At 59.8% G+C, this 23,352-nt stretch carries 19 protein-coding genes and 1 pseudogene; 5 read left to right on the forward strand and 15 right to left on the reverse strand.

What is annotated here, in order from left to right:
- Positions 1–8 precede the first annotated feature (8 nt).
- The 8 genes and pseudogenes from ACK3BK_RS18455 to ihfB form a co-directional block, all read right to left on the reverse strand.
- Positions 9–1,106 carry a DegT/DnrJ/EryC1/StrS family aminotransferase gene (locus tag ACK3BK_RS18455; protein ID WP_411383043.1) on the reverse strand — a complete coding sequence of 366 codons (1,098 nt, stop codon included), beginning with the start codon at positions 1,104–1,106 and terminating at the stop codon, positions 9–11.
- On the reverse strand, positions 1,099–1,566 hold the full coding sequence (locus ACK3BK_RS18460; RefSeq protein ID WP_411383044.1) for an acyltransferase: 468 nt from the start codon (positions 1,564–1,566) through the stop codon (positions 1,099–1,101). Before ACK3BK_RS18460 ends, ACK3BK_RS18455 begins: the two co-directional genes overlap by 8 nt.
- On the reverse strand, positions 1,541–2,008 hold the full coding sequence (locus ACK3BK_RS18465) for a sugar 3,4-ketoisomerase (protein WP_411384493.1): 468 nt from the start codon (positions 2,006–2,008) through the stop codon (positions 1,541–1,543). The genes ACK3BK_RS18460 and ACK3BK_RS18465 overlap by 26 nt, the downstream gene beginning before the upstream one ends.
- Positions 1,982–2,533 (reverse strand): annotated as a pseudogene (gene rfbC, locus ACK3BK_RS18470) (dTDP-4-dehydrorhamnose 3,5-epimerase); the annotation flags it as partial. The pseudogene rfbC and the gene ACK3BK_RS18465, both read right to left, overlap by 27 nt.
- 897 nt (positions 2,534–3,430) lie before the next feature.
- Positions 3,431–4,810, reverse strand: a complete 1,380-nt coding sequence (locus tag ACK3BK_RS18475; RefSeq protein WP_411383045.1) for a Wzz/FepE/Etk N-terminal domain-containing protein — start codon at positions 4,808–4,810, stop codon at positions 3,431–3,433.
- A gap of 173 nt (positions 4,811–4,983) precedes the next feature.
- A complete protein-coding gene (locus ACK3BK_RS18480; RefSeq protein WP_411383046.1) occupies positions 4,984–6,033 on the reverse strand; it encodes an LPS O-antigen chain length determinant protein WzzB in 1,050 nt (349 codons plus the stop codon).
- Positions 6,034–6,644: 611 nt separating this feature from the next.
- The gene (locus tag ACK3BK_RS18485) at positions 6,645–6,908 is read right to left on the reverse strand and encodes a lipopolysaccharide assembly protein LapA domain-containing protein (RefSeq protein WP_411383047.1); all 264 of its coding nucleotides are present in this window, start codon (positions 6,906–6,908) and stop codon (positions 6,645–6,647) included.
- Positions 6,909–6,927: 19 nt separating this feature from the next.
- On the reverse strand, positions 6,928–7,224 hold the full coding sequence (gene ihfB / locus ACK3BK_RS18490) for an integration host factor subunit beta (protein ID WP_063545775.1): 297 nt from the start codon (positions 7,222–7,224) through the stop codon (positions 6,928–6,930).
- 324 nt (positions 7,225–7,548) lie between these two features.
- On the opposite strand from ihfB, the gene ACK3BK_RS18495 reads away from it, so the two are divergent.
- Entirely contained in the window at positions 7,549–8,175 is a 627-nt protein-coding gene (locus ACK3BK_RS18495; protein WP_411383048.1) for a hypothetical protein, read from the forward strand.
- A gap of 94 nt (positions 8,176–8,269) precedes the next feature.
- On the opposite strand, the gene rpsA is transcribed toward ACK3BK_RS18495, so the two are convergent.
- From rpsA to mtnA, 7 genes are all read right to left on the reverse strand, one after another.
- Positions 8,270–9,949, reverse strand: coding sequence for a 30S ribosomal protein S1 (gene rpsA / locus ACK3BK_RS18500; RefSeq protein ID WP_054893880.1), 1,680 nt, complete (start codon positions 9,947–9,949; stop codon positions 8,270–8,272).
- Positions 9,950–10,073: 124 nt separating this feature from the next.
- Complete coding sequence (cmk, locus tag ACK3BK_RS18505; RefSeq protein ID WP_054893879.1) at positions 10,074–10,760, reverse strand: (d)CMP kinase; 687 nt, start codon at positions 10,758–10,760, stop codon at positions 10,074–10,076.
- Positions 10,757–12,994, reverse strand: coding sequence for a bifunctional prephenate dehydrogenase/3-phosphoshikimate 1-carboxyvinyltransferase (locus tag ACK3BK_RS18510; protein WP_186719037.1), 2,238 nt, complete (start codon positions 12,992–12,994; stop codon positions 10,757–10,759). The genes cmk and ACK3BK_RS18510 overlap by 4 nt, the downstream gene beginning before the upstream one ends.
- 173 nt (positions 12,995–13,167) lie before the next feature.
- Positions 13,168–14,262, reverse strand: a complete 1,095-nt coding sequence (gene pheA / locus ACK3BK_RS18515; protein ID WP_054893877.1) for a prephenate dehydratase — start codon at positions 14,260–14,262, stop codon at positions 13,168–13,170.
- Entirely contained in the window at positions 14,262–15,347 is a 1,086-nt protein-coding gene (gene serC / locus ACK3BK_RS18520) for a 3-phosphoserine/phosphohydroxythreonine transaminase (protein ID WP_186666643.1), read from the reverse strand. Before serC ends, pheA begins: the two co-directional genes overlap by 1 nt.
- Before the next feature lie 202 nt (positions 15,348–15,549).
- Positions 15,550–18,312, reverse strand: a complete 2,763-nt coding sequence (gene gyrA / locus ACK3BK_RS18525; RefSeq protein WP_186711137.1) for a DNA gyrase subunit A — start codon at positions 18,310–18,312, stop codon at positions 15,550–15,552.
- A 258-nt stretch (positions 18,313–18,570) separates the two neighbouring features.
- Positions 18,571–19,647 carry an S-methyl-5-thioribose-1-phosphate isomerase gene (gene mtnA, locus ACK3BK_RS18530; protein WP_186711138.1) on the reverse strand — a complete coding sequence of 359 codons (1,077 nt, stop codon included), beginning with the start codon at positions 19,645–19,647 and terminating at the stop codon, positions 18,571–18,573.
- Positions 19,648–19,756: 109 nt separating this feature from the next.
- Here mtnA and ACK3BK_RS18535 point away from each other — a divergent pair, with 109 nt between their 5' ends.
- From ACK3BK_RS18535 to ACK3BK_RS18550, 4 genes are all read left to right on the forward strand, one after another.
- Complete coding sequence (locus ACK3BK_RS18535; protein WP_186666648.1) at positions 19,757–21,082, forward strand: TRZ/ATZ family hydrolase; 1,326 nt, start codon at positions 19,757–19,759, stop codon at positions 21,080–21,082.
- A gap of 64 nt (positions 21,083–21,146) precedes the next feature.
- On the forward strand, positions 21,147–21,845 hold the full coding sequence (gene ubiG, locus ACK3BK_RS18540; protein WP_112898930.1) for a bifunctional 2-polyprenyl-6-hydroxyphenol methylase/3-demethylubiquinol 3-O-methyltransferase UbiG: 699 nt from the start codon (positions 21,147–21,149) through the stop codon (positions 21,843–21,845).
- A 2-nt stretch (positions 21,846–21,847) separates the two neighbouring features.
- On the forward strand, positions 21,848–22,519 hold the full coding sequence (gene mupP, locus ACK3BK_RS18545) for an N-acetylmuramic acid 6-phosphate phosphatase MupP (protein ID WP_186711140.1): 672 nt from the start codon (positions 21,848–21,850) through the stop codon (positions 22,517–22,519).
- Positions 22,520–22,568: 49 nt separating this feature from the next.
- Positions 22,569–23,309, forward strand: coding sequence for a YciK family oxidoreductase (locus ACK3BK_RS18550; RefSeq protein ID WP_411383049.1), 741 nt, complete (start codon positions 22,569–22,571; stop codon positions 23,307–23,309).
- The last annotated feature ends 43 nt before the right edge of the window (positions 23,310–23,352 follow it).

The following is a 23,352-nucleotide window of genomic DNA, read 5'->3' on the forward strand; positions in this document are numbered from 1 at the left end:
TCAACGAACTAGAAGCTGTTACATGCCTCGATGACGTGGTCGATCGCCTCCTGAGTCATTGTCGGATCCATCGGCAAGCTGAGGACCTCCTCATGGATCTTCTCCGTGACGGGCAGGCTCAGTCCATTCAGATGTCTGTAGGCTTGCTGCTTGTGAGGCGGGATCGGGTAGTGCGCCAACGTCTGCACCCCTTTTGATGCCAGATGGGCTTGCAGGGCATCGCGAACTGCGGTGCGCACAACATAGAGATGCCAGACATGTTCGCCCTCTTCACCGTGCGACGGCAAAGCGATTCTCGAACTCTCGATACCCTGAGCGTAACACTTTGCAATATGGCGACGACGCGCAATCTCATCGTCCAGATACTTGAGCTTCACATCCAGCATCGCCGCCTGGATTTCATCAAGACGGCTGTTTACGCCAACGTAGATGTTCTTGTACTTCTCGTGCGACCCATAATTGCGAAGAGCACACAGCACTTCTGCCAGCTCCGCATCGTTGGTGGTGATGGCACCACCGTCGCCCAGTGCGCCCAGGTTCTTGCCTGGATAGAAACTGAAGCCGGATGCGTCACCCCAGCCACCGACTCTCTTACCCTGCGTTGCAGCACCGTGAGCCTGCGCAGAATCCTCAAGCACGAGTAAACCAAATTCGTCAGCAATGGCCCGAATCGCCGGCATCGGCGCAATACGCCCGTACAAGTGTACAGGCAGAATCACTTTGGTACGTGGATTGACGGCTGCACGGATGGCTTCAGGCTCGATGTTGAAGGTCGCTGAATCGGGCTCGACAAGCACTGGGGTCAGGCCACTTTCAGTGATGGCGAGCACACTCGCGATATACGTATTACCTGGAACAATGACTTCATCGCCATCATTCAATCGCCCGAGTAACTTCCACGCCTTGAGCGTAAGCGTCAGCGCATCAAGGCCATTCGCGACGCCGATGCAAAATTTAACGTCGCTATAGTTGGCAAAATTGGCCTCGAAGCGCTTCAATGCACCGCCATTGATATACCAGCCTGAATCAATAACATCAGCGCACGCTTTCAACAACGCTTCTCGATATTGATGATTGACCGCTTTCAGGCTCAAAAAATCAATCACGTTCCAACTCCCTGATTACTTTGGCAGGATTACCGACTACGACAGCATAGTCAGGCACATCTTTCGTCACAACGGCACCAGCACCCACCATGGCGTGCTTACCGATCGTAATACCCGGCAGCAGCGTCGCATTGGCGCCTATACTACAGCCTTCTTTCAGCAACGTTTTTGCATACACGTCCGGGTACTGCTTGGAGCGAGGCTCCCTGTCATTTGTAAACGTAGCATTGGGACCAATGAAGACATTATTCTCCACTCTGACACCGTCCCAAAGGTACACACCACATTTGATGGTTACATTGTCACCCACGACAACACCACCTTCGATAAAAGTGTGCGCACAAACATTACAGCCCCTGCCGATTTGCGCGCCCTGCAGCACCACGGCGTACTGCCAGATCCTAGTCCCCTCACCAACATCATCTGTTTGAACATCAGATAATCTGTGAATGCTGGTCATTGCCAATCAGCCTCTTGAAATCCTGATAATCACGAATATAGTCGCGCTCGTCATACACTTCACTTGCCACTACCATCAGCACGCAGTCCTCACTGAAATCGTGCATCTCGCGCCAGACCATATTACGAACGAAAATGGCTTTGTTTGGCCTGTCGATAACATGCTCGACGCGTTCACGACCATCATCCAGCACCATCCGGCAACTACCAGAGACACAAACAATCAGCTGTTGCAAATCACGATGTGCGTGGAAGCCCCTACTGACATCCTGCTGGGTACCAAAAATATAATAGACACGCCTAATCGAGAACGGAATATTGAGGTCCTTCTCAATACCAATCAAACTACCACGGTCGTCACTGTGCGATTCCAGTTCGACAACATCGACCTTACCGGGGATCAGATAATTCGTATGCTCGGCCTTGGCGAAACCAGGTGCCATGCGATCCTTCTCGCTCACCACCGGAGCGGCTGTCGTTGGCCATTCAATTGCCAAGTCAGGATCATCCCAGGCCAGACTCCGCTCGTGAGCTTTGGAATAAGTATCAGTCGTGCGGTATTGGAATACCGTATCGTCCTCAAGCGCCATGAAGCCATGGGCGAAGCCTTCGGGAATCCAGAGCATCTTTCGGTTCGCCGCGGACAGCGTTACGCCAACCCATTGCCCGAACGTCGGTGAACCTTTACGAATATCAACTGCGACATCATAAACGGCGCCTTGGCTCACATTGACGAGCTTGCCCTGCGAACTGGGCGACAGCTGGTAATGCAAACCTCGAACAACCCCTTTCTTCGACATCGAGCAGTTTTCTTGGATGAAAGGTCGAGGCACTGGTAAATCAGACGCTCTGAGCAGCGCGTGAAACTTTGGTTCACTGTAAAGCTCGTAGAACCAGCCACGCTCATCTTCGAATATTGTGGGTTCGATAATGACAACTTCAGCAATATCTGTCTTTGTAAGCTTCACCCAACCAACCTCATATAAATATCGACAGATTCATCCGTATCATACAGCATTCCCCAACTGCACTAACAGCACGTCCACTTACTACCAACACCCAAACCCATCGTGCCTTGGGGTTACTGAAAGATCAGTCGCCCTTCGACGCGGGCATCAACCAGATCCCGTACGACACCCCCTGACCGTTTTCACCTTAGCCGACCATGCCTTCAGACTTTTCGCACCAGCGCCTAGGAAGACGGCCCCATGCACAGTCTCTGGGTATAGCGACTCATTCTGCCAGTGAACCTCTGTTGAGACCACAGCATTCTGCCAACGACTCAGGACCCACCGTTGATCACGATGCAATTCGACCGAAAACGCACTGGAAAGCCAGCATGGCACACCCCCATCAAAGACAATATTCAAAAAATATCAATGCGTTGCGTCAGTTCTCACAACACCGCGAATGGATACCGTACCGGCGGCGGCCAGCGAAATTCGACCCGCCAAGTAGCAAAAAAACCGACATATCTGCCCCACCGCCAAGCAACGAACAGGTGGGAATGATCAGAGACATCGCAAACGGGGCAATTGAGCTCTGAGCGACCAATCCCGTGCCTGAAGCGCGCGCTATGTAAAATGGCACAAGCCGGCGCCTATCGAATCGAGGTGTGAGCAGATACAATAACAGGCCGCTTAACGGCGCCGACCTACTAGACTCTGTACGAAAAGCCCTGATACTCGGTGTATGCTGCGTTGGAAACAGCCTAGTGCGCCAGCCCGGTCGGAATGCCCATTTACAACCGTGACCCCGGCGGCTCCTCGGCTATTTTCGCCTACCCGACCTTCGCCCCAAGACTTTTCATACGACCCCCTAAGGGCTTCCTGCCAACTTCAAACCAAGATGACATCAAGGCAATATCACTCCTTGCCCGCCCTGATCTGTACTTCTGGCGACAAAACGCCGACTTGGCGCGAGAGATCCGCTGGAACAACAGACGCCATCACACCACCTATTTCCAGGACACGCATCCGCCGTAGATGACTCTTGAAAGCAGCCCGCATCAGCGCAATCAACACACCAAGCAATATACCGCCAATAAACGCCAGAATAACAATCAACGCCTTGCGCGGCTTGATCGGCTTGGTAGCCGCCACTGCGCGCTGATCGATGCTTACCAATTGCAAACCCTGCAACTGCGTATCAATGGCTTGCAAGCGCTCCCGCTCGACCCGCAACGCTTCTACGCCCTCCAGGAAATCCTGATCATTGGCACGGGCTTTGATTGCTTCGACATTACGGTTATTGGAAAGTAGCAGGAGCTCTTTGCGAATTTGACCGATTCTCGGCTCGACAAAGTCATCAGAGGAACGCTTGCGCAGCGTACTGCGCTCGGCCTCGAGCACCTCAGTACCCATGAAATACAGCGGCACCGGTCGGTCATTCACTTCGGTGCGTATAATGTTGCCACCAACCACACCTTCATCAGCCATCTGGGAGGGAGTGGATGGCTTTTTCAGTCCCAGACTGTTGGCAATAGCGATAGACTCATCCAGTTCAGCCAAACGCGATTCACGCTGCATTTTCAGCTGTACGCGCAGCGCCTTGAGCTCATCGTTCAACTGTGCACGCCTGATGGCATCACTTTCTTCCAGGCGAGCGATACGCCCATCGTTGGCAGTTCGGTACTCGGAGACCGCCGAGTTTAGCTCGGCATTCACCTCAGCCAGGCGATTGGACAAAATGACCTGCACATCCCGTGACAACTGAACCCGCTCTTGCTCCACAGCATAATCCACAAAGGCATTGAGAACGGCCGGGCCATCGATATCCTTTCCATAACGCATCTTCAAACCGATAAAATTGCTCAGCAAATCGGTTTTTTTCGGGTCAGCCTGGACGACACTTAGGTCGGTGCTGTTGAAGTCCTGAAAGCCTTGCTCAATCGTTTGCCCCTCTTTAGTGAAGACTCGCACAAGGTCTGGCCTGGAGCGAAAATAATCCAACCGTGCGCTATAGGAATCCAACCTCGCGCCCACTCGTTTCAGCGCTTCATCAGGAGGCAGGCTGTAGATTTTAGAGCGATTCAATGCATCCAGTTGATTGAGCTCAACGGGGCGCAAAGTAGCTGATGTCTCATATTCAGGAGGGATGACGTAGGCCAGGGCGACACCGACCGCCGCGAAAAGCAAACCCAGGCCAGCGATGAAAACACGCCGGCGCCAGACTGCTCGAAAAAGGTCAAAAACGTCTATTTCAGGAGGACTAGAGCTGCGGGGACCGCGAGAATCGATGTTCACTGACTTTGCCTGCACACTAACGGGATAGCACCCATGACAGGCAGAAACAGAAGTGGCGCATCGTGCACCTCATCCAGCTATCCATGTCATTGGTGAATGGGGGAAGGGCGTATTGTTGCACCTTCCCACACCTACAACAACGCATGACAGCATTTTTGAGCCATCAAATTGCCTTAATCGCTCGCCCTTCGCCTCAACCACTGATCACGCCCCAACGCTACGAGCACACCCATAGCCAGACCCGCGAACACCCCCAGTGCCATGATGATTGCCTTACGCGGCTTTATCGGCTTGTCGGGCTGAAAGACTGGCCCGTCCTGCTGGTACATTGCGACCAGCGCTGGGTCGATCTTGAGATTACGCATGAAGATCAGCCTTTCCTGTTTCTCGCGCAACCCCGGGATGTAGGGATCATCCGACGCACGAGACTCAAGGTTGGCGATCTCTGCCTCCAGCGCTCGGGAGCCGCGCATGTAGATCAGAGAGCCACCCATGCCGGCAGACACCTCGTTGGATAATGCACTCGAAATGATCGGCGGTTTCTCCAGACCGATGGACTTTGCCACTCGCAACGCCTCATTGAGCTTGGCGATCTGATCTGTACGCTGATTGAACGCGCTGGCTCGCGAAGCCTGTATCTGCTGCTCCAGGTTATCCGCCATGATTGAAATGTCGCTACGGGTACCGCCAAGCAGCTCATCTTTCGCTCGGTCCGCAGCCATTTCGGCATAGCTGGACACCCAGTTGGCAGCGAGTTGCGGATCTTCGACGTCCGCAGTGATAACAAAGCGATCAGGCATGTCCCGGGCCGCCTGGGCCACCGTCAGCATGCTATTGAATCGGGCAAACAGCGCATCACGCGAGCCCTTCCTATCCTCTTCGCTCAGCGTTGAAAGAAAGGCCCCACGGAAGAACTTTTCACGCACCGCTTCAGACTGCAGCGCTCTCAGGTAAACGCTATAGACGTCTTTGGCGCTAAGCGGCTGGAGCCCCGTACCCTCACCACGACCAAAATTGAGCTGCGCCACATCATTCTGTGCTGGAGGCCGAATGTAGAGCTTTGCCTCATAGACCGGCGAAGCGAGCACTAAATAAATCAAGGCCAGGCCAATCACCGATGCCGCGACTATCACCACCCAGAATTTCTGCCGCCAGACCCCCTGCACAAGCTCAAGCAAATCAATCTCATCATCACCACTCAGGCGCTCGCGTTCATTGCGCATTTAGTCTTTTTTCCTTGGGTCCGTCTAATCACTTCAACACAGGGGATGACCGTCAAACCTTAACGCCCCCTTCAAGCCAAGCGTAGCGGCAATATCAACACGCGTGCCAGCTTTATCATGTAGCATTATTCGGAAGTAGAGAGACTTTGAGGATAGAAGTTCCCCAGACCCACACCAACTGAGTGATTTCCGCCCGATTGCCAGCCAGCCGATAGGCCCGCTCCAGCATCAAGAGTAATAGTTTTACCGAAGGCATACGGCAGAGAAACGGCCCACGAAAGCCTGCGTTCAGCAGGGAGCGCATGCCAGGGGCGTAAACAAAGTGCTTGTACGGAGCAGCCAGCGCCTCAACATCCCAAGTTTTGAATCTTGGGCCAAAGCAGGCGCCGAAATGGGCATCGACACCCTGCTCCGCCCCAGTCGACGAGCGACCGGTGCCGAGTCAAGATGCACTTCGTGACAGGAGCCCCTTACGCCCACCGCCATGAAGGGAAATATTGGGGAAGTGTATATTCCTGCCCACTTGCGCAGCCCACTGATTGGATACCTAATATCTATTTGAGTGGTTGCGTGTAAAGACGCATATTCCTAAAACCGTGCAGGTTCTTTCTCTAATTACTAGCCGGCACAGCCTGACGTGCCGATGCACGGATCTTGCGCTTACTGCGCTGAACGCCATAAGCCCCCAGCAAGGGGCCAATAGCCAGGCCGACCACGAGAGCAGCCATCACTGGCACTGCCACCGGCAAAGCCGGGGCCGACCAACCGAAGAGCATCAGCGAAACAGCCTGCTGGTTCTCCAGCACAAAAAACAGCACTGCTGCTGCCAATATCAGGACGAATAATACTGCCAGCGCACGCTTGAGATTACGCATCAGATTGCTCCTTCATCACTCAAGGATGTTCGCGTTCGTCTTCATTGACCCGATCTCGCAGCTCCTTGCCCGGCTTGAAATGCGGCACAAACTTGCCTTCTAGCTCCACCGACTGGCCCGTCTTGGGATTGCGGCCAACGCGCGGCGCACGGTAGTGCAGGGAAAAACTGCCAAATCCACGGATCTCGATACGATCTCCCGTGGCCAAACATTGCGACATCTGCTCAAGCATGGTCTTGATAGCCAACTCCACGTCCTTGGACGAGAGCAGCCCCTGATGGGTGACAATACGTTCGATCAGCTCCGACTTCGTCATGTTTTTCCCTTCGTTATCAAGCAGCTAGATCATTGCTTAAGGAGTTTGTAGCACGCCCAGAGGGATTTGAACAGGGCGGTTCTTGACTTAATAAAAAAATTCAAGATTGGATTGTTAAGGAATAAGGCGAATAGCAATGCCCCACACCACCGACCCAGGCCGATCACCAGCGCTGCGGCAGGCCGCAAAGCGGAGAAGCCGCTCGGCGGATTATTGAAATTTTCCCCGTAAGCGAACCTAAGCCTCGTAAGATTTGTCTGATAAAAAATCAGACGCATCCCATTTTGATTCGTCCTCAAAACTGATTGCAAAGTGGTTATCTACTTGCTCTTCAAGCAGTACACACAAGGATTGTTTATGCGGACTCTCTCTCTTTCACTCACCCTGGCGACCCTCATTACCACACCGGTGGCGTTCGCTCAAGGCGCTCGACAACACCAAATCTGGGAAAAGGAGCCATCCGAGTTTCTGGGTGTTCCTTTGCATGGCAACTTCAAGGCCCAGGTTCCAGAATGCCCCGAGAGCGCCGCTCGCCAAGACACACCCTGCCGCATCAACACCTCGGAGCCTGACCGGTACGAAGTTCACGGGCTGCCCTATATCCCTATCAGCTCGGGGTACCAACTCTTTGCGAGCACAAAGGATGGCAAAATCAGCCAGTTGATGTTGACAGGAAGAGCCAGCAGCCTGGCATTGGTCGATGACTTTCTAACCGACACCCTCGGACAGCCAGGCTCAAGCCTGAGTCGCCGGATTCAACTGAGCTCAGGCGCAACCTATGAGATAAAGACCATCACATGGGAAGGCAAACAGGTCGCCGTCCGCTTTCAGCGAAACGAAAGCGATCTCAGTCGCTATGCCGTGATATTCACTCTTTCTGCCGACGACACCGAGGGGATGGGGGTAAGCACTACAGGTGACACTCCCAGCCGCACGCCCCCTAACAACTAACACGAGCTTCACAACACCCGCACCATCAATCCCTGACACACAGCCAAAAAAAGGGCGACCCGAGGGTCGCCCTTTTTTACCGATCAAACAGAACTCAGTTCTGCTTGGCCATTGCTTCGCGCAGCAGCGCAGCCATGGTGGTGTCGGCAGCAGCTTCCGGAGCGGTGTTTTTCAGGCTCTGGATAGCTTCGCGCTCTTCAGCATCGTCCTTCGACTTGATGGACAGGCTGATGACGCGGGACTTGCGGTCAACGCTGATGATCTTGGCTTCGATCTCTTCGCCTTCCTTCAGGACGTTACGCGCGTCTTCAACGCGGTCACGGCTGATTTCGGAAGCTTTCAGAGTAGCTTCGATGTCGTCGGCCAGAGTGACGATGGCGCCCTTGGCGTCAACTTCCTTCACGATACCCTTGACGATTGCACCCTTGTCGTTGACAGCAACGAAGTTGGAGAACGGATCGTCTTCCAGCTGCTTGATGCCCAGGGAGATGCGCTCGCGCTCTGGGTCAACCGACAGGATGACGGTTTCCAGCTCGTCGCCCTTCTTGAAACGACGTACGGCTTCTTCGCCGGTTTCGTTCCAGGAGATGTCGGACAGGTGAACCAGACCGTCGATGCCACCGTCCAGGCCGATGAAGATACCGAAGTCGGTGATCGACTTGATGGTACCGGTGATCTTGTCACCCTTGTTGAACTGGCCGGAGAAGTCTTCCCATGGGTTGGATTTGCACTGCTTGATACCCAGGGAGATACGACGACGCTCTTCGTCGATGTCCAGAACCATGACTTCCACTTCGTCGCCAACCTGAACGACTTTCGACGGGTGGATGTTCTTGTTGGTCCAGTCCATTTCGGAAACGTGCACCAGGCCTTCGACACCCTCTTCCAGCTCGGCGAAGCAGCCGTAGTCGGTCAGGTTGGTGACGCGAGCGGTAACACGAGTACCTTCTGGGTAGCGGGAAGTGATAGCAACCCACGGATCTTCGCCCATCTGCTTCAGACCCAGCGAAACGCGGTTGCGCTCACGGTCGAACTTCAGAACGCGAACGTCGACTTCGTCACCAACGTTGACGATTTCCGACGGGTGCTTGATGCGCTTCCAGGCCATGTCGGTGATGTGCAGCAGGCCGTCGATGCCGCCCAGGTCCACGAAGGCGCCGTAGTCGGTGAGGTTCTTGACGATACCTTTGACCTGTTGGCCTTCCTGCAGGGTTTCCAGCAGGGCTTCGCGCTCGGCGCTGTTCTCGGCTTCCAGCACGCTGCGACGGGAAACGACAACGTTGTTGCGCTTCTGGTCCAGCTTGATGACCTTGAATTCCAGCTCTTTGCCTTCCAGGTGGGTGGTGTCGCGCACTGGGCGGACATCAACCAGGGAGCCCGGCAGGAACGCACGGATGCCGTTAACGTCGACAGTGAAGCCGCCCTTAACCTTACCGTTGATAACGCCCTTGACCACTTCTTCGGCAGCGAAAGCAGCTTCCAGAACAATCCAGCACTCGGCGCGCTTGGCTTTTTCACGGGACAGCTTGGTTTCGCCAAAGCCGTCTTCGACCGCGTCCAGCGCAACGTGAACTTCGTCACCGACCTTGATGGTCAGCTCGCCAGCTTCGTTGTAGAACTGCTCGAGCGGGATGACGCCCTCGGACTTCAGACCAGCGTGAACGGTAACCCAGTCGCCGTCGATGTCGACAACGATACCGGTGATGATTGCGCCCGGCTGAAGATTGAGGGTTTTCAGGCTTTCTTCAAAGAGTTCTGCAAAGCTTTCGCTCATTTTAATTCCTGTAAATTCGGGCGAGACAAACACCCATCGCCACATTCCAGACAATGTGGGTTTCGTTTAAGTAAAGGAAAGCGGGCAGGACGTTGACTGGTGCCCCTGCCTGCTTTCCTGGCGATCAGAGCAGATCGCGCAATGCGAGCTCGCTTCTGATCCGTTGCAGCACCTGCTCGATGGACAACTCGGTAGAGTCCAGCTGGATTGCATCGGCCGCCGGCTTGAGCGGGGCCACTGCGCGCTGGGTGTCGCGCTCATCGCGCGCACGAATCTCATCTAGCAGACTCGACAGACTAACATCTTCGCCTTTGCCCTTCAACTGCAGGTAACGGCGGCGGGCGCGTTCCTCGGCACTGGCGGTGAGAAACACCTTCAGTGGCGCATCGGGAAACACCACGGTCCCCATGTCGCGACCGTCGGCGATCAGCCCCGGCGCCTCACGGAAGGCACGCTGACGCTGCAGCAGTGCCTCGCGCACCGCTGGCAGAGAAGCGACCATCGAGGCGCCCGCCCCTACCGTTTCGGTACGGATGACATTGCTGACATCCTCGCCCTCGAGAATGATCTGCTGCAGCTTGCCCGGCTCGGCAGCGATGAACTGCACGTCCAGATGAGCGGCAAGCGCCTTGAGCAACTCTTCGTTGGTCAGGTCGACACCATGGTTCGAGGCGTTGAACGCCAGCAGGCGATACAGCGCTCCGGAATCCAGCAGCCGCCAGCCAAGCTCGCGTGCCAGCAGGCCAGCTACCGTGCCCTTGCCCGAGCCGCTTGGCCCGTCGATGGTGATGACCGGCGCCTGCGAATTCACGACTTGCCCTCTTGCGCCACGCGAATGCCGACTTCGGCGCAAAGCGCCAGGAAGTTGGGGAAGGAGGTGGCGACGTTGGCGCAGTCGTGAATGCGGATCGGCGCACTGGCACGCAGCGAGGCAATGCTGAACGCCATGGAGATACGGTGATCACCGTGACCATGGACCTCACCGCCGCCGATCTGGCCGCCATCGATGATGATGCCGTCCGGGGTCGGCTCACACTTGACGCCCAGGGCGATCAGGCCATCGGCCATGACCTGGATACGGTCAGACTCCTTGACCCGCAACTCCTCGGCACCACGCAGCACGGTACGCCCCTCGGCGCAGGCGGCCGCGACGAACAGCACCGGGAATTCGTCGATGGCCAGCGGCACCAGGTCTTCCGGAATCTCGATACCCTTGAGCTTCGCCCCACGCACGCGCAGGTCGGCAACAGGCTCGCCGCCGACTTCACGCTGGTTCTCCAGGGTGATGTCGCCGCCCATCAGACGCAGGATGTCGATCACGCCGGTGCGGGTCGGGTTGATGCCGACGTGCTCCAGCACCAGCTCCGAACCTTCGGCGATGGACGCTGCGACCAGGAAGAAGGCCGAGGACGAGATATCGGCCGGCACTTCGATCCGAGTAGCGGTCAGCTTGCCGCCGGACTGCAGCGAAGCGACAGGGCCATTGCTCTGCACGCTGTAACCGAAGCCACGCAGCATGCGCTCGGTGTGATCGCGGGTCGGCGCCGGCTCGGTGACGGTGGTAGTGCCTTCGGCGTACAGGCCGGCCAGCAGCAGGCAGGACTTAACCTGGGCACTGGCCATCGGCAGGGTGTAGTTCAGCGCCTTGAGCTTCTGGCCACCGCGAATGGTCAGCGGAGGACGCCCCTCAGGGCCGGTCTCGACCACGGCTCCCATTTCGCGCAACGGATTGGCCACGCGGTTCATCGGGCGCTTGGACAGCGAAGCGTCACCGGTCATGGTCACATCGAACGGCTGTGCGGCCAGCAGGCCCGACAGCAGGCGCATCGAGGTCCCGGAGTTACCCAGGTAGATCGGGCCAGGTGGCGGCTTCAGGCCGTGCAGGCCGACACCATGGATGGTGACGCGGCCGTGGTGCGGCCCCTCGATGACCACACCCATGTCGCGGAAGGCTTGCAAGGTCGCCAGGGCATCTTCGCCCTCGAGGAAGCCTTCGACTTCAGTGGTGCCCTCGGCCAGCGAGCCGAGCATGATCGAGCGGTGGGAAATCGATTTGTCGCCCGGTACGCGAATCCGTCCGGACACGCGGCCACCAGGTTGGGCCAGGAAGATCAGGTCGTTGGCGTTCATAGCGTCCACATAGGCCCGGCGGGCCAGGATTTTACTGAAATGCTCGCGGGCGACTCGAGCGCGGGTGAATACACCCAGCAACTGGTGCCCGTCCCCTGCATCGACCGCGTCGCGCAAGGCGTCGAGATCGCTGCGAAATGTATCCAGCGTGCGCAGGACAGCGTCGCGGTTGGCGAGGAAGATGTCATGCCACATGATCGGGTCGCTGCCGGCGATTCTCGTGAAATCGCGGAACCCTCCCGCAGCGTACCGGAAGATGTCGAGGTTTTCATTGCGTTTGGCCAGCGAATCCACCAGGCCGAACGCCAGCAGGTGCGGAAGGTGGCTGGTGGCCGCCAGGACTTCGTCATGACGCTCGACCGGCATGTGCTCGACGTCGGCCTCCAGCGCGCGCCACAGGCGATCGACCAGGGCCAGGGCTGCCGGGTCGGTTTCGGCGAGCGGCGTGAGGATCACTTTGTGACGACGGAACAGTGCAGCATTGGACGCCTCCACACCGCTCTGCTCGGACCCTGCGATCGGATGGCCGGGCACGAAACGCGCCAGACGCTCGCCGAATACGGCCCGCGCGGCACGCACCACATTGCCCTTGGCACTGCCGACATCGGTGATCACCGCAGCCCCCAGGTCGAGCGACGCCAGGCGAGCCAGAACCTTTTCCATGGCCAGGATCGGCACCGCCAGCTGGATCACGTCAGCACCGACACAGGCAACGGCCAGATCCTCTTCGCAGCGATCGACCACACCAAGAGCGACAGCCTGCTTGCGCGACTGGGCATCCAGGTCGACACCGACCACTTCACGGCACAGCCCGCTTTCACGCAGGCCTTTGGCGAAGGAACCACCGATCAGACCCAGGCCGACGACGACCAGGCGATTGATGAGCGGTGCGGGTTTGTTTACAGCATTAACCACGAGTGCGAACCCTGTTCAGAACAGCAACATGTGCCAAATTACAGCCTACAGATGGGCAGGACGAACCCGAACTATAGGTCCGACGCCACTCTCACGGGCAGCATGAAACCTGTGGGAGCGGGCTGGTCCCGCGATGGAGCGCAAAGCGCTCCCACTCACGGGCAATAATAAGTTCAGAGCACCGCCTTCGGATAAGACCCCAGCACCTTCAACGCCACGGCCTCCTGGCTGATCTTCTCCAGCACCGCCTTGATCAGCGGATCGCGGTGGTGGCCGACGAAGTCGATGAAGAACACGTAGGTCCACTTGCCGCTGCGCGACGGGCGGGTCTCGATGCGGGTCAGGTCGATGCCGTTATCGTGGAATGGCACCAGCAGCTCATGCAGCGCGCCTGGCTTGTTGCTCATCGAAACGATGATCGAGGTCTTGTCGTCGCCGGTCGGCGGCACTTCCTGGTTACCGATCATCAGGAACCGCGTGGAGTTGTCCGGACGGTCTTCGATCTTCTCGGCCAGACGGGTCAAACCATACAGATTGGCTGCCATGTCACCGGCGATCGCCGCCGAATTCCACTCGCCCTTGACCCGCTTGGCCGCCTCGGCATTGCTCGAGACCGCCACGCGCTCGACGTTCGGGTAGTGCGCGTCCAGCCACTTGCGGCACTGGGCCAGCGACTGGGCGTGCGAGTAAATACGGGTGATGCTGTCGGTCTTGGTGTTCTCGCCCACCAGCAGGTGGTGGTGGATACGCAGCTCGACCTCGCCACAGATCACCATGTCGTGCTCGAGGAAGCTGTCGAGCGTGTGACTCACCGCGCCTTCGGTGGAGTTTTCCACCGGCACCACGCCGAAGTTGACAGCGCCTGCCGCCACTTCGCGGAACACTTCATCGATGGCCGCCATCGGACGACTGATCACCGCATGACCGAAATGCTTCATGGCCGCAGCCTGGGTGAAGGTGCCCTCGGGGCCGAGGTAGGCAATCTTCAACGGCTCTTCCAGGGCCAGGCACGACGACATGATTTCGCGGAACAGACGCGCCATCTCTTCGTTACCCAAGGGCCCCTTGTTGCGCTCCATGACGCGCTTGAGCACCGCGGCCTCACGCTCGGGGCGGTAGAACACCGGCTTTTCGCCTTCGGCGAGCGACGCGGTCTTGACCCGCGCCACTTCTTCGGCGCAGCGAGCGCGATCGCTGATCAGCTCGAGGATTTTCTCGTCGAGGCTGTCAATGCGAACGCGCAGGGCCTTGAGTTCCTGTTCGGACATCAGCCGTGCTCCTTCTCGAATTCGGCCATGTAGGCCACCAGAGCTTCCACCGCATCCAGCCCCAGCGCGTTGTAGATCGAGGCACGCATGCCACCGACCGAACGATGGCCCTTGAGATTGAGCAGGCCGCGGGCGTCGGCACCGGCGAGGAATGCCTTGTCCAGGCGCTCGTCGGCGAGGCGGAACGGCACGTTCATCCAAGAGCGGGCATTGTGGCTGATCGGGTTGGTGTAGAACTCGCTGGCGTCGATGAAACCGTACAGACGGTCTTTCTTCGCACGGTTGCGCTGCTCCATGGCCTCGACGCCGCCCTGCTCCTTGAGCCACTCGAACACCAGGCCCGACAGATACCAGGAGTAGGTGGCCGGGGTGTTGTACATCGAACCATTATCGGCCGAGATCTTGTAGTCGAGCATGGTCGGGCAGGTGCTGCGCGCGCGACCGAGCAGGTCTTCGCGCACAATGACCACCACCAGGCCGCTCGGGCCGATGTTCTTTTGCGCACCGGCGTAGATCAGGCCGTACTGCGACACGTCGATCGGGCGCGAGAGGATGTCGGACGACATGTCGACCACCAGCGGAACATCACCGGTTTCAGGCACCCAGTCGAACTGCAGGCCGCCGATGGTTTCGTTGGAGGCGTAGTGAACGTATGCAGCCCCTGGGGTCAGCTTCCACTCGTTCTGGCCAGGAATGGCCAGGTAATCGTAAGGCTTGGCGCTGGCAGCGACGTTGATATTGCCGAAACGGCGCCCTTCCTCGATAGCCTTCTTCGACCAGATGCCGGTCTCGATGTAGTCGGCCGTGGCGCCTTCGGGCAGCAGGTTCAGCGGGATCTCGGCGAACTGCTGGCTGGCACCACCCTGCAGGAACAGCACCTTGTAGTTCGAGGGAATGCTCAGCAGGTCACGCAGGTCTTGCTCGGCCTTTTCGGCGATCGCCACGTAGTCATCGCTGCGGTGGCTCATCTCCATCACTGACAAGCCCTTGCCGCGCCAGTCCAGCATTTCGGCCTGGGCACGCTGCAGGACAGCGTCGGGAAGCGCGGCAGGGCCTGCGCAGAAGTTAAAGGCTCGTTTGCTCACATCCACTCTCGCTCTAATAGAACAAAATCTAACCAGCTGGTTCAGCGGTAATCCTGTGGGAGCCGCGAACACCGGCGAAGCCGGTGCCATACATCGCACCGCCTGCTTCGCGGGCAAGCCCGCTCCCACAGAAACCAGACGTTGCCGTCGCTAATCAGTCAAACGGGGCGACCTTGGTCGCCCCGCTCGGGTTTACGCTTGCTTATTCCTGCGGAGCCTCTTCGGCGCCTGCAGCTTCGTCATCTGGCGCATCAGCTTCGACGCCCTCCTCGTCCGTCTCGACGATATCGTCGAGCTCGTCCTCGGACGGCTCCTGGATACGCTCCAGGCCTACCAGCGTCTCGTCGCTGGCCAGCTTGATCAGCGTAACGCCCTGGGTGTTACGGCTCAGGCTGGAGACCTCACCGACCCGTGTACGCACCAGCGTACCCTGGTCGGAAATCAGCATGATCTCCTCGCCTTCCTGAACCTGGATGGCACCGATAAGCAAGCCGTTGCGCCCTTTTGTGCCCATGGCAATCACACCCTGCCCGCCACGACCACGACGCGGGAACTTGGACAGCGGGGTGCGCTTGCCGAAGCCACGCTCGGAAGCGGTGAGGATCTGCGCGCCCGACTCGGGGATCAGCATGGAAATCACTTCCTGCCCCTTGCCCAGCTTCATGCCACGCACACCGCGCGCGGTACGGCCCATCTCGCGAACCACGCTCTCGGCGAAGCGAATCACCTTGCCAGCGCTGGAGAACATCATGACTTCCTTCGCGCCATCGGTGATGGCTGCGGCGATCAAGGTGTCACCTTCCTTCAGCTTGACCGCGATCAGGCCATTGGAGCGCGGACGCGCGAACTGCACCAACGGGGTCTTCTTGACGGTACCGGAAGCGGTAGCCATGAAGATGTAGGCACCGGTTGGCTCTGCAACCAGCTCTGGAGTGTCGCCGTCTTCTTCGTCGACTTCTTCCGGCTCGATCACCTCACCCTCGAGCACCGCGTCTTCCACCTCGTCGATTTCTTCGTCGAGGTCGGCGCTCTGCTGCAGGGCCTCGAGGTCGATCTGCAGCATCGCAGTGATGCGCTCGCCGTCTTCCAGCGGCAGCAGGTTGACCATCGGGCGACCACGCGCGGCGCGGGAGGCCTCAGGGATGTCGTAGGTCTTTAGCCAGTAAACCTTGCCTTTGCTGGAGAACAGCAGCAGCGTGGCGTGGCTGTTGGCAACCAGCAGGTGCTCGATGTAGTCCTCATCCTTCACGCCGGTCGCCGACTTGCCCTTGCCGCCGCGGCGCTGGGCCTGGTAAGCGGACAATGGCTGAGTCTTGGCATAACCACCATGGGAAATGGTCACCACACGCTCTTCTTCCGGGATCATGTCGCCGTAGTTGAGGTCGTGACGGGCATCGAGGATCTGGGTACGACGGGCATCGCCGTACTCGGCGCGAATCGCTTCAAGCTCTTCGCGGATCACTTCCATCAGGCGCTGGGCACTGTTGAGGATGCGGATCAGCTCGCCGATCTGCTCGAGGATCTCCTGGTACTCGGCCAGCAGCTTCTCATGCTCCAGGCCGGTCAGGCGGTGCAGACGCAGGTCGAGGATGGCCTGGGCCTGTTCAGGCGACAGCCAGTACTTGCCATCACGCAGGCCATACTGCTCCGGCAGGTCTTCCGGACGGCACGAGTCGGCGCCAGCGCGCTCGACCATGACCTGCACTGCACTGGACTCCCACGGCGTACCGACCAGGGCTTCCTTGGCTTCCGACGGCGTTGGCGAGGCCTTGATCAGGGCAATGACCGGATCGATGTTGGACAGAGCAACAGCCTGGCCTTCAAGAATGTGCCCACGCTCACGCGCCTTGCGCAGCTCGAACACGGTGCGACGGGTGACCACTTCGCGACGGTGACGAACGAAGGCCTCGAGCAGGTCTTTCAGGTTCAGCAACCGCGGACGACCGTCGATCAAAGCGACAACGTTGATGCCGAACACACTCTGCAGCTGGGTCTGCTGATAGAGGTTGTTGAGCACCACTTCAGGCACCTCGCCGCGACGCAGCTCGATGACGATGCGCATGCCGTCCTTGTCGGACTCGTCACGCAGCTCGGTGATGCCTTCGATCTTCTTCTCTTTGACCAGCTCGGCGATCTTCTCGATCAGACGCGCCTTGTTCAGCTGATACGGCAGCTCGGTCACGACGATCTGCTGACGACCACCCACCTTGTCGATGTCCTCGACCTCGGAGCGGGCGCGCATATAGATGCGGCCGCGGCCGGTGCGATAGGCCTCGATGATGCCCTGGCGGCCGTTGATGATGCCGGCGGTCGGGAAGTCCGGGCCAGGGATGAACTGCATCAGCTCATCGACGGTGACCTCGGGGTTGTCGATCAGCGCCAGGCAACCATCGATGACTTCGCCCAGGTTGTGCGGCGGGATGTTGGTGGCCATGCCCACGGCGATGCCGCTGGAACCGTTGACCAGCAGGTTGGGGATCCTGGTCGGCATGACCGCCGGGATCTGCTCGGTGCCGTCGTAGTTGGGCACCCAGTCGACCGTTTCCTTGTGCAGGTCGGCCAGCAGCTCGTGAGCCAGCTTGGTCATGCGCACTTCGGTGTATCGCATGGCCGCAGCGTTGTCGCCGTCCACCGAACCGAAGTTGCCCTGACCGTCGACCAGCAGGTAGCGCAGCGAGAACGGCTGCGCCATGCGCACGATGGTGTCGTACACGGCAGTGTCGCCGTGCGGGTGGTATTTACCGATGACGTCACCGACCACACGGGCGGACTTCTTGTACGGCTTGTTCCAGTCGTTGCCCAGTTCGCTCATCGCGTACAGGACGCGGCGATGCACGGGCTTCAAGCCGTCACGCGCATCGGGCAGCGCTCGCCCGACAATCACGCTCATCGCGTAGTCGAGGTAGGACTGTCTCAGTTCGTCTTCGATATTGACCGGGAGGATTTCTTTGGCCAGTTCGCCCATGAGAAGCCTGATTCCTTTTTCTGGTGAAACTTCGCCATATCCATCGGTGGACGAACGAAGCTCGTCGCCGCAGCGTTCGACAGTGCGACGACATACGACAAATCAATGAGTTGTGCCCAGGATCTGCGCAATGAAGACCGCGGAAAAGAGCGGCCTTGGAAACTGTCGGATGGTATCACAAAGGGTTGGCGGGTGGGAGATAGGGCAGGATGCCGCTGAAGCGGAAAGTCCAGACCGCCATCGCCCCCGCGAAAACACTCAATGCAAGCGCTTGCGGCACATCAACTGGGCGATTTTGGCGGCATCCGGTCGCTCGACAATACCCTTCTCGGTCACGATCACGTCGATCAGATCCGCAGGAGTCACATCGAAAACGGTATTGAACACCTCGACATCTGCACCGACTCGCTTCCCAGCCACTTCCAGCAGCTCGTCCGCCTCACGTTCTTCAAGAGGGATGTCATCACCGCTGGCGAGGTTGAGGTCAATGCTGGTGCTCGATGCCACCACCATGAAACGTACGCCATGGTGCATGGCCGAGACTGCCAACTGGTATGTGCCGATCTTGCTCGCCACGTCACCATTGGCCGCGATGCAGTCGGCACCGACCACAACCCAGGTGATGCCTTTGGTCTTCATCAGGTGCGCCAGCGCCGAGTCCGCACACAGCGTGACTGGTATCCCCTCATGGGACAGCTCCCAGGCCGTCAGGCGCGATCCGTGCAACCAGGGACGGGTTTCGGCGGCATAGATGCGCTCGACCATCCCTTCCAGATAAGCGGCATGGATCACCCCCAACGCCGTCCCGAAACCACCGCTGGCCAAGGCACCAGCATTGCCGTAGGTCAGCAAGGTCTGCTCGCTGCCCTGGTGGCGACGGATCTGCTCGATACCGTTTTGCGCCATGGTCAGGTTGGCTTCGCGATCGCTGTCGTGGATCGCCACGGCTTCGGCTTCCATGACTGCGAGCACATCCTCGTCGGGGCGCAGCCGCTGCAGGCGCTCGCGCATGCGATTGAGCGCCCAGAACAGGTTGGCAGCTGTCGGGCGCGCCTCGGCCAGCTCGAGGAAGTCCTCTTCCAGCGCCTGCTCCCAGTCATCGTCCTCGGCCAGGCGTTGACGCAACGCAAGCACCAGCCCATAGGCAGCACTGATGCCGATGGCTGCCGCACCGCGCACCGCCATGCCGCGGATCGCCTGAACCACGGAGGCCACATCGGCGCAGGCCAGCCAGTGCTCGCGGGTCGGCAGCAGACGCTGGTCGAGCAGATGCAGGGTACCATCACGCCACTGGATGCTGGTCACCTTCTCCGCCGCCAAAAGTCGCTCGCGCATCGCCTCTCCCCGCAATTCACTGATCAAAAGCGGACGATTATAGCGAGCCTCGGGCGCAGGCGCTCGGGTATACTGCGCGTTCCATTTAACGGAACCCGGTAGCCTGCCTATGCCTTCAGTCTCTTCGCCGCTCGACCTGCTGCTCGCACCCCGCTGGCTGGTGCCCGTGGAGCCGGCCGGCGTAGTGCTCGAAGGGCATGCCCTGGGCATCCGGGACGGGCTGATTGCCTGGATCGGCCCCCGCGAGCGGGCGCCGCAGGCACTGGAGGTGCGCGAGCTGCCCGACTGCGTGCTCACCCCAGGGCTGGTCAACGCCCACGGGCACGCCGCCATGACCCTGTTCCGCGGCCTGGCCGACGACCTGCCGCTGATGACCTGGCTGCAGGAGCACATCTGGCCGGCCGAAGGGCGCTGGGTCGACGAAGCCTTCGTGCGCGACGGCACCGACCTGGCGATCGCCGAGCAGCTCAAGGGCGGCATCACCTGCTTCGCCGACATGTACTTTTTCCCCCGCGAGGCCTGTGACCGCGTGCACCGCAGCGGCATCCGCGCCCAGGTGGCCGTGCCGTTGCTGGACTTCCCCATCCCCGGTGCGCGCAGCCCCGACGAGGCCCTGCACCTGGCCATCGAGCTGTTCGGCGACCTGCGCCATCACCCGCGCATCAGCGTCGCCCTCGGGCCCCATGCGCCGTATACGGTCAATGACCAGAACCTGGAGAAGATCCGGGTCATCGCCGACCAGCTCGACGCGCCGCTGCACATGCACATCCACGAAACCGCCGCAGAGGTCGAGCGGGCGGTGGCCGAGCACGGCGAACGCCCGCTGGCGCGCCTGGCACGCCTCGGCCTGCTGGGCCCGCGCCTGCAGGCGGTCCACATGACCCAGATCAGCGACGACGACCTGGCCCTGCTGGTAGAAAGCAACACCAGCGTGGTGCACTGCCCGGAGTCCAACCTCAAGCTGGCCAGCGGCTTCTGCCCGGTCGAACGCCTGTGGCAGGCCGGGGTCAACGTCGCCGTAGGCACCGATGGCGCCGCCAGCAACAACGACCTCGACCTGCTTGGCGAAACCCGGACCGCCGCATTGCTGGCCAAGGCCGTCGCAGGTTCGGCCACGGCCCTGGACGCCCACCGCGCCCTGCGCATGGCCACGCTCAACGGCGCCCGCGCCCTGGGGCTGGAGGCCAGCATTGGCTCGCTGGAGGCGGGCAAGGCTGCGGACATCACCGCCTTCGACCTCTCGGGCCTGGCCCAGCAACCGGTGCATGACCCGGTTTCGCAACTGATCTACGCCACCGGCCGCGACTGCGTGCGCCACGTCTGGGTCGCGGGCCACCACCTGCTCGACGACGGGCGCCTGACCCAAATGGACGAAGCCGCGCTGATCGACACCGCCCGCACCTGGGGAGCGCGCATTCGCGCTGGCAAAGAATGACCGGCCGGCAGCTGCGGCTGCCGCTTGAGACACCTTTTATCGAAGTTTTCAGAGGATCTGTTCAATGAGCAACGTCGACCGCGCCGAAATCGCCAAGTTCGAGGCCTTGGCCCACCGCTGGTGGGATCGCGAGAGCGAGTTCAAGCCCCTGCACGAGATCAACCCGCTGCGGGTCAACTGGATAGACGAGCGCGCCAGCCTCGCCGGCAAGAAGGTGCTGGACGTCGGCTGCGGCGGCGGCATCCTCAGCGAGGCGATGGCCCAGCGCGGTGCTACCGTGACCGGCATCGACATGGGCGAGGCGCCACTGGCTGTGGCGCGCCTGCACCAACTGGAGTCGGGAGTCGAGGTCGAGTACCGGCAGATCACCGCCGAAGCGCTGGCAGAAGAGCTGCCTGGCCAGTTCGACGTGGTCACCTGCCTGGAAATGCTCGAACACGTGCCCGATCCTTCCTCGGTGATCCGCGCCTGCCATCGCCTGGTCAAGCCCGGCGGCCAGGTGTTCTTCTCCACCATCAACCGCAACCCCAAGGCCTATCTGCTGGCGATCATCGGCGCCGAGTACATCCTCAAGATGCTGCCGCGCGGCACCCACGACTTCAAGAAATTCATCCGGCCCTCCGAGCTCGGCGCCTGGAGCCGTGTGGCCGGCCTCGAAGTTAAGGACATCATCGGCCTCACCTACAACCCGCTGACCAAGCACTACAAGCTGGCCAGCGACGTCGATGTCAACTACATGATCCAGACCCTGCGCGAGGAATGAGCATGCGCCTGCGAGCAGTACTCTTCGACATGGACGGCACCCTGCTGGACACCGCGCCGGACTTCATCGCCATCTGCCAGGCCATGCTCGCCGAGCGCGGCCTGCCGGCCGTGGACGACCAGTTGATCCGCGGCGTGATCTCGGGCGGCGCGCGGGCGATGGTCGCCGCCACTTTCGCCATGGACCCGGACGCCGAAGGCTTCGAGGCCCTGCGCCTGGAATTTCTCGAACGTTACCAACGCGATTGCGCGGTCCACAGCAAGCTGTTCGAGGGCATGGCCGAACTGCTGGACGACATCGAGAAAGGCAACCTGCTGTGGGGTGTGGTCACCAACAAGCCGGTGCGCTTCGCCGAGCCGATCATGCAGCAGCTTGGCCTGGCCGAGCGTTCGGCGCTGCTGATCTGCCCCGATCACGTGAAGAACAGCAAACCCGACCCCGAGCCGCTGATCCTCGCCTGCAAGACGCTTGACCTGGATCCGGCCAGCGTACTGTTCGTCGGCGACGATCTGCGTGACATCGAATCCGGTCGCGATGCCGGCACCCGCACCGCCGCCGTGCGCTACGGTTATATTCATCCAGAGGACAATCCCAACAACTGGGGTGCCGACGTGGTGGTGGACCACCCGCTGGACCTGCGCAAAGTGATCGACAGTGCGTTGTGCGGCTGCTGAGTTGTAAGAGCTGGCGGCACACACAGGGATAAAAAACAGGGAAATTTCAATGTTCGACTACACCGCCCGCCCCGACCTGCTCAAGGGTCGGGTCATTCTTGTCACCGGCGCCGGGCGCGGCATCGGCGCGGCTGCCGCCAAGGCTTACGCAGCACTGGGGGCCACCGTGCTGCTGCTGGGCAAGACCGAGGCCAACCTCAACGAGGTCTACGACCAGATCGAAGCTGCCGGCCACCCACAACCGGTGGTGATTCCGTTCAACCTGGAAACCGCCCTGCCCCATCAGTACGACGAACTGGCGGTGATGATCGAAGAGCAGTTCGGGCGCCTCGACGGCCTGCTCAACAACGCGTCGATCATCGGCCCACGTACGCCGCTGGAGCAGTTGTCGGGCGACAACTTCATGCGCGTGATGCACATCAACGTCAACGCGACATTCATGCTGACCAGCACACTGCTGCCGCTGCTGAAGTTGTCCGAGGACGCCTCGGTGGTGTTCACCTCGTCGAGCGTCGGGCGCAAGGGCCGGGCCTACTGGGGCGCCTATGGCGTGTCGAAATTCGCCACCGAAGGCCTGATGCAGACCCTGGCCGACGAGCTGGAAGGCGTGGCGCCGGTGCGTGCCAACAGCATCAACCCGGGCGCCACGCGCACGGCGATGCGGGCGCTGGCCTATCCCAGCGAGAACCCGCAGGACAATCCGCTGCCCGAAGACATCATGCCGGTGTACCTGTACCTGATGGGCCCGGACAGCAGCGGCGTGAATGGACAGGCGTTCAACGCGCAGTAAAATCACAGGGACACTTCGCAGCGCTGAACAGCCTGGAAGTGTC

It is taken from the genome of Pseudomonas sp. L7 (assembly GCF_046605565.1).
In the GTDB taxonomy this organism is placed as follows: Bacteria; Pseudomonadota; Gammaproteobacteria; order Pseudomonadales; family Pseudomonadaceae; genus Aquipseudomonas; species Aquipseudomonas wayambapalatensis.